11 protein-coding genes and 2 pseudogenes are annotated in these 14,003 nt (G+C 58.0%); 1 reads left to right on the top strand and 12 read right to left on the bottom strand.

Annotation, left to right across the window (positions count from 1 at the left end; all coding sequences use genetic code 11):
• Nucleotides 1-365 precede the first annotated feature (365 nt).
• The 4 genes from glnA to hflX all read right to left on the bottom strand — a co-directional run bounded on the left by glnA (nucleotide 366) and on the right by hflX (nucleotide 4,750).
• Nucleotides 366-1,700, bottom strand: a complete 1,335-nt coding sequence (glnA, locus tag ACTVIM_RS06495) for a type I glutamate--ammonia ligase (RefSeq protein ID WP_033023213.1) — start codon at nucleotides 1,698-1,700, stop codon at nucleotides 366-368.
• 39 nt (nucleotides 1,701-1,739) lie between these two features.
• Nucleotides 1,740-2,141: a MerR family transcriptional regulator gene (locus tag ACTVIM_RS06490; protein WP_033023211.1), complete on the bottom strand. Its 402-nt coding sequence runs from the start codon at nucleotides 2,139-2,141 to the stop codon at nucleotides 1,740-1,742.
• 76 nt (nucleotides 2,142-2,217) lie between these two features.
• Nucleotides 2,218-3,489 carry a methionine gamma-lyase family protein gene (locus ACTVIM_RS06485; protein ID WP_342443805.1) on the bottom strand — a complete coding sequence of 424 codons (1,272 nt, stop codon included), beginning with the start codon at nucleotides 3,487-3,489 and terminating at the stop codon, nucleotides 2,218-2,220.
• 16 nt (nucleotides 3,490-3,505) lie between these two features.
• On the bottom strand, nucleotides 3,506-4,750 hold the full coding sequence (hflX, locus tag ACTVIM_RS06480) for a GTPase HflX (protein WP_445613985.1): 1,245 nt from the start codon (nucleotides 4,748-4,750) through the stop codon (nucleotides 3,506-3,508).
• A gap of 265 nt (nucleotides 4,751-5,015) precedes the next feature.
• Between hflX and ACTVIM_RS06475 the strand changes: the two genes are divergently transcribed.
• A complete protein-coding gene (locus ACTVIM_RS06475) occupies nucleotides 5,016-5,630 on the top strand; it encodes a trimeric intracellular cation channel family protein (protein ID WP_033023200.1) in 615 nt (204 codons plus the stop codon).
• Between the two features lie 96 nt (nucleotides 5,631-5,726).
• Here ACTVIM_RS06475 and ACTVIM_RS06470 read toward each other — a convergent pair whose 3' ends face one another.
• From ACTVIM_RS06470 to ACTVIM_RS06435, 8 genes and pseudogenes are all read right to left on the bottom strand, one after another.
• On the bottom strand, nucleotides 5,727-6,605 hold the full coding sequence (locus ACTVIM_RS06470) for a DMT family transporter (protein ID WP_445613984.1): 879 nt from the start codon (nucleotides 6,603-6,605) through the stop codon (nucleotides 5,727-5,729).
• 145 nt (nucleotides 6,606-6,750) lie between these two features.
• Nucleotides 6,751-7,902 carry a thiolase family protein gene (locus tag ACTVIM_RS06465; RefSeq protein WP_445614318.1) on the bottom strand — a complete coding sequence of 384 codons (1,152 nt, stop codon included), beginning with the start codon at nucleotides 7,900-7,902 and terminating at the stop codon, nucleotides 6,751-6,753.
• Nucleotides 7,903-8,029: 127 nt separating this feature from the next.
• Nucleotides 8,030-8,128 (bottom strand): annotated as a pseudogene (locus ACTVIM_RS06460) (3-hydroxyacyl-CoA dehydrogenase family protein); the annotation flags it as partial.
• Nucleotides 8,122-8,343: pseudogene (locus ACTVIM_RS06455) on the bottom strand (3-hydroxyacyl-CoA dehydrogenase NAD-binding domain-containing protein); the annotation flags it as partial. The pseudogenes ACTVIM_RS06460 and ACTVIM_RS06455, both read right to left, overlap by 7 nt.
• A gap of 14 nt (nucleotides 8,344-8,357) precedes the next feature.
• Nucleotides 8,358-9,977: a long-chain fatty acid--CoA ligase gene (locus ACTVIM_RS06450; RefSeq protein ID WP_171660256.1), complete on the bottom strand. Its 1,620-nt coding sequence runs from the start codon at nucleotides 9,975-9,977 to the stop codon at nucleotides 8,358-8,360.
• A complete protein-coding gene (locus ACTVIM_RS06445) occupies nucleotides 9,974-11,053 on the bottom strand; it encodes a CaiB/BaiF CoA transferase family protein (RefSeq protein ID WP_445613983.1) in 1,080 nt (359 codons plus the stop codon). Before ACTVIM_RS06445 ends, ACTVIM_RS06450 begins: the two co-directional genes overlap by 4 nt.
• A 15-nt stretch (nucleotides 11,054-11,068) precedes the next feature.
• Nucleotides 11,069-12,214, bottom strand: a complete 1,146-nt coding sequence (locus ACTVIM_RS06440) for an acyl-CoA dehydrogenase family protein (protein ID WP_445613982.1) — start codon at nucleotides 12,212-12,214, stop codon at nucleotides 11,069-11,071.
• A 24-nt stretch (nucleotides 12,215-12,238) separates the two neighbouring features.
• Nucleotides 12,239-13,813, bottom strand: coding sequence for a fatty acid--CoA ligase (locus tag ACTVIM_RS06435; RefSeq protein ID WP_445613981.1), 1,575 nt, complete (start codon nucleotides 13,811-13,813; stop codon nucleotides 12,239-12,241).
• Between the last annotated feature and the right edge of the window lie 190 nt (nucleotides 13,814-14,003).

Here is a 14,003-nt window from a genome sequence, read left to right as displayed (position 1 = left end):
GGCTGACGCCGCGCGCCGCTGCAACGAGGCAGACGGGGCTTGAGCCAAAACCCGAACAGCGAGGTTGCCGGGTGTGAGCGGCCGGCCGCGGAAAAGGGCTGGCCCACAAGGCGGCATGGCAAAAGCGCGCGAGCCGAACAAGTTAGACCGCAGGAAAAAGAGCCGGTCCACAAGGTGTCTGGCTTCAGGGTAGGCACAACCAATCATGGACCGGAAGCGCCGGTACGTATATAAAAGAGGAGCTAACCCAAAAGGTTGCCTGCCTTCAAGATCGACCGCAACCGATCGTGCGGCCGAAGCAGTCAGCACGTATATAGAGCAACGAAAGAGGGTATCCCGATCTTTTTGGGATACCCTCTTTTTGATTAGTACAGCTCCATGTATTGATCCAATTCCCATTGGTGGACGGTCGTCCGATACATATCCCACTCGATTTCTTTCGCTTCAACGAAGTGCTCGAATAAATGCTTGCCGAGCGCTTGGACGATCACTTCGTCGGACTTCAAGTTTTCAAGCGCCTCAATGAGCGTAGCCGGCAAATCGACAATGCCTTCTTCGAGCCGTTCTTCTTTCGTCATGACGTAAATGTTCCGGTCCACCGGTGCCGGAGGGGTGAGTTTGTTGCGAATGCCGTCAAGCCCCGCCGCCAACAGCACCGCCATCGCTAAGTACGGGTTCGCCGACGGGTCAACGCTGCGCACCTCAATGCGCGTGCTCATGCCGCGCGAAGCCGGAATGCGAATGAGCGGGCTGCGGTTGCGCGCCGACCAAGCGACATAGCACGGCGCTTCATAGCCCGGAACGAGCCGCTTGTACGAGTTGACGGTCGGGTTTGTCACCGCCGTAAAGTTCGGCGCGTGTTTCAGCACGCCGGCGATAAACTGGCGCGCCGTTTCGCTCAACTGCAACTCGCCGTTCGGATCAAAAAAGGCGTTTTCCCCGTTGCGGAACAGCGACAAGTTGCAGTGCATACCCGAGCCGTTGATGCCGAAAATCGGCTTCGGCATGAACGTCGCGTGCAGCCCATGCTTGCGGGCGATCGTCTTCACGACGAGCTTGAACGTCTGAATATCATCGCACGCTTTGATGGCGTGGGCGTATTTGAAATCAATTTCATGCTGCCCTGGGGCAACTTCGTGATGGGACGCTTCGATTTCAAACCCCATTTCTTCGAGCTCAAGCACGATGTCCCGCCGGCAGTTTTCCCCCAAATCCGTCGGCGCTAAATCGAAATAGCCACCGCGGTCGTTCAACTCCATCGTCGGGTGCCCTTTTTCATCGAGCTTAAAGAGGAAAAACTCCGGTTCCGCCCCTAAGTTGAACGCCGTGAAGCCGAGCGCTTCCATCTCTTTGAGCACGCGTTTTAAGTTATAGCGCGGGCAGCCTTCAAACGGCGTGCCGTCGGCATTGTAAATGTCGCAAATAAAGCGGGCGACTTTCCCTTTTTCCGCCGTCCACGGAAAGATGACAAACGTGTCCAAATCAGGGTACAAATACATGTCCGATTCTTCGATGCGGACAAACCCCTCGATCGACGACCCGTCAAACATCATTTTGTTGTTCAGCGCTTTTTCCAGCTGGCTGATCGGAATTTCCACGTTTTTAATCGTGCCTAAAATATCGGTAAATTGCAGGCGGATGTATTTGACGTTCTCTTCCTTGACGATGCGCATAATGTCTTCACGCGTATATTTTGCCATCTTGAACCTCCTCACCGGCTCCGAAATCATTTCCCATCGTTAGTGAAAGAAGCGAGCGAGATCTCCTTGGCGAAGCGATGCGCGCTGAAACCGCCCGGCCTGAAGCAGCTCCGTCCGCAAAATTTCGCGCAGCTCTTCGTCCGACAGCTTCGGCTTTCCTGCCTTGTCGACTTTTTCCGGCTGTTCGTGACGCCCTTCCTGCCGCGCGGCAAAAATGCGCTTAATTCCAGCGAGGTTGACGCCTTGATCAATCAAATCTTTAATTTCAAGCAAACGATCGATGTCATTGAGCGAAAACAGCCGCCGATTGCCTTCGGTGCGCGCCGGCGTGACGAGGCCGTGCTCTTCGTAATAGCGAATTTGCCGGGCCGATAAGTCCGTCAGCTGCATCACAATCCCGATCGGAAACAATGGCATGGAACGACGAATTTGGCTGCTCATGCCAATTCCTCCTCGCTTTTCATACCTTTATTTTATCATAATGTGAAGAAAACAGTCAATTATATGTTACCTTTTCTCACAAACAAATGAGCTGCTGTTCCAGCAAGCGGTGAACAGCGGAGCAAACGGCGATTTTGACATGAGAATACGTCAATCCGCCCTGCACGTACGCCACGTATGGCGGACGCAGCGGCCCGTCCGCCGTCAGCTCGATGCTGGCTCCTTGCACGAACGTGCCCGCCGCCATGATCACTTGATCCTCGTAGCCGGGCATGTCGCTCGGATACGGAGTGAAATGGGCGTTCACCGGGGAAGCCGCTTGAATGGCTTGGCAAAAAGCAACCATTTGCTCTGGATCATTAAAGCGGACCGACTGCACCAAATCGGTGCGCTTCGCGTTCCATGACGGCGAAGTCTCAAGCCCGACCCGCTCGAGCAATGCGGCGGTGAACACCGCCCCTTTGAGCGCTTGGCCGACGACGTGTGGAGCGAGGAAAAACCCTTGATACATCTCAAGCAGGCTGTACAGCGAAGGGCCGACTTCGGCGCCGATGCCCGGCGAGGTCATCCGATAGGCGCACGCTTCGACGTATTGGTGCCTGCCGACGATATACCCTCCTGTTTTCGCCAATCCCCCTCCAGGGTTTTTGATCAACGAACCGGCCATCAAATCGGCGCCGACATGGCAAGGCTCTTTTTCCTCGACAAACTCCCCGTAGCAATTGTCGACAAACACAACGACATCCGGCTTGATCGTTTTGACAAAGGCGATCATCTCGGCGATTTCATCGACCGTAAACGACGGGCGCGTCGTATACCCGCGCGAGCGCTGGATGCCGATCATTTTCGTCCGCTCGTGGATCGCCTCGCGCACCGCCGGAAAATCAACGGCTCCGTCCGCCGTAAGCGGCACGCTCCGATAACGAATGCCAAACTCGTTCAGCGAACCGACGCCACGGCCGCGGACGCCGACGATCTCCTCAAGCGTGTCATAAGGGGCGCCCGTGATGTAGAGCAATTCATCGCCCGGGCGCAGCACGCCAAACAGCGCGATGGCAATCGCGTGCGTGCCGGAAATGATTTGCGGGCGCACTAGGCCGGCTTCCGCGCCGAATACATCGGCGTAAATGCGATCGAGCGTGTCACGGCCGACATCATCATAGCCGTAGCCCGTTGTCGGGATGAAATGGCCGTCGCTCACTTGATGGCGGCGGAAACTGTCAAGGACGCGATGCTGGTTTCCGTCAACCAGCCTCTCAATCGAGCGATGGATCGGGGCAATTTGCGCCTCCACTTCTTCGATCAGCGCAGCGATCGTCTCTCCGTGTTTCCATGTTGTCCAAAACATTGGTAAACCCTTTCTATCATTGGAATGATTGCAGCTCCCTGTAAAGCGGGTGAGTCGGGAGCACGTACCCTTCGCATTCGTACGTCCCTTCTTGTTCATTATAGCGCCATTGCTGCAAAATCGTGTCCGCTTTTAACCGTGCGAGCCATTTTCCTTGGCCGCTTGGAATGGAGGCGTGGTAAAGGACCATTTGCCGCTTGATCGCCTCCTCCAAAAACGCGCGAAGCCGTTCGATATCAGCGGCAGAAAGCGCGCTTATGACGAGCGCCTCGGTCGTCGTCGGAATGAATTCTGGCGCCTGCCGGTCACGTTTATTGTACACTGTGACCATCGGAATGGAGGACGCCCCCAACTCCGCAACGAGCCGCAACACCGTTCGCTCATGTTCGGCGTAATCGGGATGCGACGAATCGACGATGTGCAGCAACAGATCCGCTTCCGTCACCTCCTCGAGCGTCGAGCGAAACGCGGCGACAAGCGTCGTCGGCAAGTCTTGAATGAACCCGACCGTGTCGGTGACAAGCACCGTATACCCGCACGGAAGGACGCATTGGCGCGTCAGCGGGTCGAGCGTCGCAAACAGCAAATTTTCCTCGAACGAATCGGCCGCCGTCAGCCGATTAAAAATCGTCGATTTGCCGGCGTTCGTATAGCCGACGAGCGCCACTTGAAACGCGTGATTTTTTTGCCGGCGCCCGCGGTACCGCTCGCGATGTTCGGCGATGCGACGCAGTTCGGCTTTAATGTCGTCGATGCGGCGGCGAATGTGGCGCCGGTCGGTCTCCAGCTTCGTCTCCCCCGGACCGCGCGTGCCGATGCCGCCGCCCAAGCGAGATAGCGTCGCGCCTTGGCCGCCAAGGCGCGGCAACAGATACTCAAGCTGCGCGAGCTCCACTTGCAGCTTCCCTTCTTTCGAACGGGCGCGCCTTGCAAAAATGTCTAAAATGAGCTGCGTCCGATCAATCACTTTCACCTCGCCAAGCATGTTCGTCAAATTGCGGGCTTGACTAGGAGAAAGTTCACTGTTGAAAATGACAAGATCCGGCGTCAGCTGTTTGACGAGAGCGGCAAGTTCCTCTGTTTTTCCTTTGCCGATGTACGTCGCCGGGTGCGGCGCTTCCCGTTTTTGTGTCAACTCGGCTACCACCTCACCGTTGGCGGTCGCAACGAGCGAAGCGAGCTCCTCCATCGAATAGCGAAACCGCTCGTCATCGATTCCATGAAGTTGGCAGCCGACGATGATGGCTTGTTCGCGGCTCATAGCCTTCCTTCTCCTCTCGGGCGCAGCCATGTGATCGGCATGGAGCGCCAACCGTTTTTATGGCGCGGACGCTCGAGCGCATCCCGGCCATCGGCACGGGCTTCGCTCGGCTTTCCGCGAATGACCGAAAGCGGCTGTGTCCTCTTTGTTCATCATACCAAATTCAAGCAGCGCACGGCTAGTTCATTCCCGAAAAAACGATTGATTCCCGCCGCTTTTGCCTCTACAATGATACAAGAACACGACACGGAAAGGAACAGCACGAATGACGTGGGAAATATTGAGCATCATCGGCACGATCGCCTTTGCCATCAGCGGGGCGATCGTCGCGATGGAAGAGGAATATGATTTGCTTGGCGTCTACATTTTAGGGATCGTCACGGCGTTTGGCGGCGGGGCCGTGCGCAATTTGCTGATTGGGGTTCCCGTATCGGCGTTATGGGAACAAGGTTCGCTCTTTCTTGTCGCCTTAGTCTCGATGACGATCGTCTATTTGTTTCCGAAGCAGATGCTCCCGCCGTGGAAGCGGTGGGGCAACTTTTTTGACGCCCTCGGGTTATCGGCGTTCGCCATCCAAGGGGCGCTGTATGCCGCAAAAATGGGCCATCCGGTAAGCGCGGTCATCGTCGCGGCGGTGTTGACCGGCAGCGGCGGCGGCATCATCCGGGATGTGCTCGCCGGAAGGAAGCCGCTCGTGCTGCATGCGGAAATTTACGCCGCTTGGGCGATTTTAGCCGGCATCGCCGTCGGCTTAAAATGGGCGGAGTCGCCCGTGGAGCTGTATGTGCTGTTTATTGCCGTCGCTGCTCTTCGCATTTTGTCATACACGTACGGCTGGAAGCTGCCGCGGCGGGCGGTGGGGGAAAAAGCGGGCGGGTAATCGCTTCCAGCGTAGATTCGAGTGATTGGGCATCAAACCATGGCCAAAGAAGAGATGGCAAGCAGGGGACGCCCCCGCGCGGGCGCTTCGCTTTCCTTACGCGCTTTGCCCGCTCCGCACCGCCACCGCCACTCCCGCGACGATGAGCGCCCCGCCCGCCCAAAAGGACGTGTCAAGCCGCTCATGCAAAAACAACCAGCCAAAAAGCGAGCCGACGAGCGGCTGAAAAAAGAAAAAGAGCGAGCCGATGCCGGCGTCGATCATCTCCATCCCTTTGTTCCACAAGAAAAACGCGCCCGCCGTCGACACGATGCCAAGGTACAACACGCCCATCGCAACGGGCGCGTTCCATTGAACGGCCGTCAGCCCTGGGCGCTCCACCATCAACATCGGCGTCATGCCGACAAACGCTACCAAGATGGCGAAGGTCGTAATGGAAAGAACGGACATGCGCGCCGATGCCATTTTCACCAGCACCGACAACAGCGCCCAAGTGACCGCCGCGCCGACTAACGCCATATTTCCAGCCAGCGTCGACTCCCCGCTGCCCCCGAGGCCGACGATGACAATCACTCCCGCCGCCGCCAACACCAGCGCCACAAGCTTCCGCCACGTGAGCGCTTCCCCAAGCAGCCAGCGGGCAAATAAAACGACAAACGCCGGTGTTGAAGCCGTAATGAGCGAAGCCGTATGGGCGTTCGACCATTTCGTGCCGACAAATTGCAACGAAATGGAAATGACATAGCCGATGACGCCAATCGCGATCACCATCAGCCAATCGCGCCCGCGCGTTGGCGGGCGCTCGCGTTTCATTGCCGCGATCAAGACTAGCGCGATCAAGGCGACACCGTAGCGCAGCCAGACGAGCGTCAGCGGCGGGATGTAGTCCAATACGTACTTGCTTACGACATACATCCCGCCCCAAATGCCGGCGGCGAGCGATAAATAGATGGAGGCAAGAACCGGTTGCTTCATCTTGCCCAGCGCTCCCCCTTTCGTCCGCTTTTCCTCATCTTATCACACCCGACCGGCTTCCGTCCCGCTTGGTTTTCAGCAAAAAAAGCAGGCTTGGCGGCCGCCCCGCTGCTGCTGGTGCGAACGTTATGTGTTTTGTCGCGCTTTACATTCGCTCGATGATCGTCGCTGTCGCCATGCCGTGCCCGATGCAAATCGTCAATAGCCCATAGCGGCCTTCCTGCCGCTCCAGCTCATGAACGAGCGACGTCATGAGCTTGACGCCGGTGGCGCCGAGCGGATGGCCAAGCGCGATGGCGCCGCCGTTGACATTCACTTTCGCAAGCGGGGCGCCGATTTCTTTTTGCCAGGCGAGCACGACCGGGGCGAACGCTTCGTTGATTTCAATGAGATCGATATCCTCGATCGTAAGTCCGGTCTTTTTCAGCACTTGTCTTGTCGCCGGAATGACGCCATCCAGCATATACGTTGGGTCGGAGCCGACGACCGTTTGCGCGACGATGCGCGCTTTCGGCTTCAGTCCGAACCGACGCGCCGCCTCCCGCTCCATGAGCAACAGAGCGGCCGCCCCGTCGCTCATTTGGCTCGCATTGCCGGCGGTGATGACGCCGTCTTCTTGAAACACCGGCTTGAGCGCGGCGAGCGCTTCCGGCGATGTATCGGCCCGCGGCCCTTCATCATCGGTGACAAGGATTTCGCGGCCATCGCGGTCAAGCCCTTTGATCGGGACGATTTCGGCGCGAAACTTCCCTGCGCGCATGGCGGCCAAGGCGCGCCGATGGCTTTCGTAGGCGTAGGCATCCAGCTCCGCGCGCGTCAGGCCGTATTTTTTGGCAATCCGCTCGGCTGAAACGCCTTGGTGGATGAACTCGTACTTTTCATGAAGCGACGGCGGAATCGTCCGCTCATTGCCGTCGCTGAAAATCGGGACTTTCGTCATGCTTTCGACCCCAGCGGCAATGGTGACATCCATATCGCCGGAGCGGATTTCTTGAGCGGCAAAATGGATCGCCTGCTGCCCGGAGCCGCACATCCGATTGATTTGCACGGCCGGCACTTCGATTGGGAATCCAGCCTCCAACGCCGCGAGCCGCCCGATGTTGTATCCTTGCTCGGCGATCGGCGTCACACAGCCCATGACGATATCTTCTACCTGTCCTTTTTCTATGCCCGCCCGGCGCACGACTTCATCCAACACCGCCGCGGCCAGATGAACCGGATGAACGTCGCGGAAGACGCCGTTCCGCTTGCCGACCGGCGTTCTGACGGCTTCCACAATCACCGCTTCGCGCATCATCTTCGCCTCCTTGTTGTTGTCAACGCCACGCCTTGACGGTGCGGCGGCCACACCGTTGATCGAACGGCGCACCGCGGCGCCGCCAAATGGGCCCGTTTCTGTCCACCTCTCCGTGAGCGGCGCCTGTTCATGTTGTATACGTATAGAACCCTTTCCCTGTTTTCCGCCCTAAATGCCCGGCTTCAACGAGCTTGCGCAAAAGCTGCGGCGCGCGGAACCGGTCGCCGGGCGGATGCGGCCGAGCGCCGCCTCCGCTTCTTGTTCAGACAACTGCCCCGCTTTCACAAAGCGGCGCAAGCTTTTTTCGACCGAGGCGAGCCCGTTTTGCAAAGCCGTTTCGGACACGTCATAGAAATGCACCGTTTTTCCCGCCATCGCCGCCGTTTGCGCGATACCGCTTCCCATCACTCCAGCGCCGATGACCGCAATCGTTTCGGCCACGGTGTTCGCCTCCTTTACTCCGCCGCCGCATCGGCATAGCGCGCCGCCATCTCATCGCGCAGCTTCCGCTTCAAAAACTTGCCGACGCTTGTTTTCGGAATTTCATCGAGAAACACAATGTCGTCCGGCAGCCACCATTTCGCAAATTGCGGGCGCAAAAAGTCGTACAGCTCTTCTTTTGTCACGCTTTTGCCTTCTTTCAGCACGACGCAGGCAATCGGACGCTCCTGCCATTTCGGATGCGGCACGGCGACGACCGCCGCTTCGAACACCGCCTCATGGGCCATAAGCGCATTTTCCAAATCAACCGATGAAATCCATTCGCCGCCGCTTTTAATGACATCCTTCGTCCGGTCGACGATTTTCACAAACCCTTCTTCGTCCACGGTGACGACATCACCGGTATGGAGCCAGCCGTCGCGGAACGTCTCCTTCGTTCGCTCATCGTTGTAGTACTCGGCGGCGATCCACGGCCCGCGCAAGCAAAGCTCGCCCATTTCCTTCCCGTCCCAGCGAACCGGCCCGTTTTGGCCGATCACTTTCATTTCAAGCCCTGGCGCAAGCAGCCCTTGTTTGGCGCGGATGTCGAGTTTCTCCTCGTACGACAGCCCGTCTTGATAGCTTTTCGGGCGCGAGACGAGCACAAGCGGGCTCGTTTCCGTCATGCCGTACGCGTGAATAAACGGAATGCCGTATTTTTCTTCAAAGGCGCGGATCACTCCTTTCGGCGCAGCCGAACCGCCGCAAATGACGCGCGTCAGGCTGCTGACATCATAGCGGCCTTTCTCCAATTCTTGCAGCAGCCCGAGCCAAATCGTCGGCACGCCGGCCGTGATCGTCACCCGCTCGGCTTCAATCAGCTCGGCAAGCACTTTCGGCGTAAACGCCGGCCCCGGCATGACGATCGTCGAACCGAACCACGTGGCGGCAAACGGCAGCCCCCACGCGTTGACGTGAAACATCGGCACAACCGGCATGGCGACATCGCGCTCGCACAGCCCTTGCGTATCAGCTAGGCCTAGCGCCATCGCGTGCAAGACGGTGCTCCGGTGCGTGTAGACAACCCCCTTTGGACGGCCTGTTGTCGCCGATGTATAGCACATTCCGGCCGGTTGGTATTCATCGAGGTCTTTCAAAAACGGGAATGCCGGATCGCCCTCGGCAAGCAGTTTCTCGTAATGGTACACCGGCGCCAGCGCCGTTTCCGGCAGCTCGTCGGCGTCGGTCATAATGATGAAAGCGCGCACGTTCGGGATCTCGTCTTTCACCGCTTCAATGGCCGGCAACAAATCATCATCGATCAGCAGAACGCGGTCATCGGCATGGTTGATGATGTAAGCGATATGCTGCGGTGAGAGACGGATGTTGATCGTATGCAGCACCGCCCCGATGCCGGGAATGGCAAAATACGCTTCCAAATGGCGGTGATGATTCCAGGCGAACGTGCCGACGCGGTCGCCGACTCCCACCCCGAGCTGCTTCAACATGCTGGCCAGCCGGCGCGTCCGCTCCCCAATCTCTTTGTATGTATGGCGGACGACACCGCCTTTCATGCGGGAGATGACTTGTTTTTTCGGAAAAAACATCTCCGCCCGCTCGAGCATCATCGAAATGTTTAACGGTGTTTTCATCATCGGTTATTCCTCCCTTTCAACAAATCAGCATGTTCATTGACTTCAGGCGGCGCTTCGACGTCCCACCGGCCATCCGGCCCATGCGCAGCCGTCCACACGCCATCCGGCTGCATCGCGACAAGGCGGCGAACTTGGCCGTCGGCAAACAGCCGCTTCGCTTCATCCGTTTCAAGCACCGGAGCAAGGCAAGCGTCGACCCTTTCCGCGAAGGCACTCCATTCAGAAAGCGTTTTTTCGCGAAACAAAGCGACAAGTCCGTCATATACCGCCTCTCCCGGCCGCGCCGGCGCCCACTGCGCTCCGATCCATTCCGGATGGCGGACCGCTTCGCAAAACTGGCGCCAAAAGTGCGGTTCAAGCGCCGCTACGCTCATATAACGGCCGTCTTTCGTCTCATACAGCTGGTAGCACACCACCTCCCCGGCCAGTTCGGCAAGGCCATGTTTCGGCCCGCCGCCGTGTTCCATGGCAAAATGGCCCGCCATCATCGCCGCCAAGCCGTCAACCAGCGAGACGTCCAAATAGGCGCCTCGGCCGGTCCGCTCGCGGGCGAACAGCGCCGCCAAAACGCGCTCCGCCGCCGCCATGCCGCCGATAAAATCAGCCAGCGTCACTTTCGGATGAACCGGACGGCCGCGTGCATCGGCGAGCTGCGCCAATACACCGGAGAGCGCCATATAGTTCAAATCATGGCTGCCGAGCAAGGAGCGGCCGCTCCGCTGGCCGAAGCCGCTGATCGAGCAGTAAATGATCCCTTCGTTGTCGCGGCGCACATCGTCATACCCGAGCCCAAGCCTGGCCATCACTCCGGGGCGGAAGCTCTCGATCACCACATCGGCGCGGGCGGCGAGCCGCCGCGCTTGCTCGCGCCCCTCGTCCGTCTTTAAGTCCAAGGCGACGCTTTTTTTCCCGGCGTTATAGGCGGCAAACAGCCGCCCCCCGGCGAACGGGCGCAGACGGTCGCCGGAGGGGGGCTCGATTTTGATCACTTCGGCTCCGAGCTGGGCGAGGCGCCAGCTCGCAAACGGACCCGGCAAGTACTGGGAAAAATCAAGCACAACGATGCCGTTCAACATGGTCCTTCCCTCTTTCTACAAATCTAGCTCGCGAGCGATGATCGTTTTCATCATCTCGTTCGTCCCGGCGTAGATGGCGCTCACCGGAATGTCGCGATAGCGCCGGGCGATCTCGTATTCTTCCATATAGCCATAGCCGCCATGGAGCTGCATGGCTTCGGCGGCGACACGTTTGGCCATCTCGGTAATCCACCATTTCGCCATCGACACTTCGGTGACGATCCGTTTTCCTGCCATATGCTCTTCAATGACGCGGTCGACAAACGTGCGTCCGAGGGCGATCTCGGTCGCCATTTCGGCGAGGCGGAACTGGACGGTTTGAAACTCGCTCACCCGTTTGCCGAACGCCGTACGTTGTTTGACATATTGCTTCGTCAAGGAAAACATCACTTCCGCCGCCGTCTGCGCGGCGATGGCGACAACGAGCCGCTCCTGCTGAAGTTTTTCCATTAAATAATAGAAGCCTTTTCCTTCTTCACCGAGCAAGTTGGACGCCGGCACTTTCGCGTCTTGAAAAATGAGTTCAGCCGTATCTTGGGCGTGCAGCCCGACTTTCTCAAGCTTCCGCCCGCGCGTAAACCCCGGCGTATCCCGCTCCACGACGAGCAGGCTGATGCCGCGGTGCGGCGGTTTCGCGTGCGGGTCGGTTTTGCAGGCGACGATGACCAAGTCGGCATGAATCCCGTTGGTGATAAACGTTTTTTGCCCGTTGATGATGTAGGCGTCGCCGTCTTTCACCGCCGTTGTCGAAATGTTGGCCAAATCCGACCCGGCCCCCGGCTCGGTCATGGCGATGGCGGTAATGAGCTCGCCGCTGACGCATTTCGGCAGCCATTTTTGCTTTTGTTCCTCCGTTCCGTACGAGGCGATGTACGGCGTCACAATATCGTTATGCAAGCCGATGCCGACAAGGCTGGAACCGACTTTTTCCAGCTCCTCATTGATGACGACCGAGTAGGCAAAATCGGCGTTCAAGCCCCCGTACTTCTCATCGACCCATGGGCAAAGAAAGCCGTTTTCCCCCATTTTCGCCCAAAACGAACGCGGGATGATGCCGCGCCGCTCCCATTCGTCGTAGTACGGATACGCTTCTTTCTCTAAAAACTTGCGGAATGCATCGCGGAAAATCTGGTGCTCCTCGCGCAAATAGCGAGCTGTCACCGTTCATCCCTCTCTTCTGTTCGGTCACTTTTTCTCCGTTCCGCCCGCCGCCTGTTTTTTCAGCTGTTCACGCAGCAAAAACTTTTGGATTTTCCCGCTCGCATTGCGCGGCAGGGCGTCGATGAAATAATAGGCGCGCGGCCGCTTGTACGGGGCGAGGCGGTCGCTCGTTTGGCAAAACTGCTCGAGCTCATCGGCGGTCAAGCTGTCCTCTTTTTTGACGATGAAGGCGACGACTTTTTCGCCCCACAGCTCATCCGGCTCGCCGAGCACGGCGACATCAAGCACTTTCGGATGCTCATACAACACGTCCTCGACTTCGCGCGGATAGACGTTTTCTCCGCCGCTGATCACCATGTCATCGACCCGGTCGGCGACATACAAATAGCCATCTTCATCAACGTAGCCGAGATCGCCGGAATGATACCAGCCTTTGTACAGCGCTTGTTCCGTCGCTTCCTCGCGCTTGTAGTAGCCGACCATCATGCACGGTCCGCGCATCACAATTTCGCCGACTTCATACGGCGGCAGCACATCATCTGGGTCGGACGGCCCGTCCTCCCGCGCGCGGACGACGCGGATTTCATGGTTGAGGCAGGCGCGCCCGGCGGAACCCGGTTTCTTGAGCTGTTCATCTTCCAACAAAAACGTCACCGCCGGCCCCATTTCTGTCATCCCGTACGCTTGAATCAGCTCAATGCCGAGGCGCTCTTGGCATTGCCTCACCAACGCCGGAGCCATCGGAGCGGCGCCGTATAGGCCGAGGCGAAGCGATGATAAGTCGTAATCGCTTACATTTTCCTGCAAAATCATGTTCCACATCGTCGGGGCGCCAAACAGGAGCGTAATCCGCTCACGTTCAATCGTCTCGAGAACGAGCTTGGCATCAAAATGGTGCAAAATGACGCTCGCCGCTCCCGCATGCACGCGCGGCAGCAAGCAGCAATGCAATTCGGCGCAATGGAACAGCGGCGCTGCCGCCAGCCCGCGATCCGTCTCGCGGATGCGCATGACGCCCTGGCAAAGGACGCTTTGCTCGATCATGTCGCGGTGCCGATGCATCACCCCTTTTGGACGCCCGGTCGTGCCGCTTGTATACATAATGGCGTACAGATCGCTCTCTTCCACAGGCACGTGCGGCGCTTCCGCCGAAGCCCGGGCCGCCTGTTCATGAGCGCTTTTGGCAAACGGCGGGGGATCACCGTCGATCGACCAAAACGACATGTGCGGAAACCGGTGGTGAATCGCGGCGAGCTGCGGCTCAACCGCCCGTTCCAACAGCACGAGTTTCGGCTCCGCATCGGTCAAAATATAAGCGATTTCTTCCGCTTTCAGCCGAAAGTTGATCGGATTGAACACGGCGCCGATTTTGGCGCAGGCAAACAGGGCGGTGGCGAGTTCAAGCGTGTTGTACAGAACTGTAGAAACGCGGTCTCCCTTGCGCACGCCGGCTTCCTGAAACGCATTCGCCCACCGGTTCACGTCCCTCTCCCATTCGGCGTACGTATAGCGGCGGCCGGTCGCCACCTCGACGACCGCTTCCCGGTTTGGAAACTTTCGCACGGTCTGAGAAAACATCTCGCCAATCGTCATATACAAGCGGCATCTCTCCTTTTCTGTTCGATTTGCGCCAATCAACGGCGCTGTTTTTATAATACAGATAATTCAGACTATTTATCTTAACAAACGGCCTTTTGTTGTTTATGTATTCTCCTTTTTTTCAAGCATTCCTCTTTTCCAAAGCAAAAAAATGCGCCCGTTTCTTGTCCTTGCCAAGAACGAGCGCATC

Source organism: Geobacillus sp. YF-1 (genome assembly GCF_052692335.1).
This window is presented reverse-complemented; position numbering and strand designations above follow the sequence as displayed.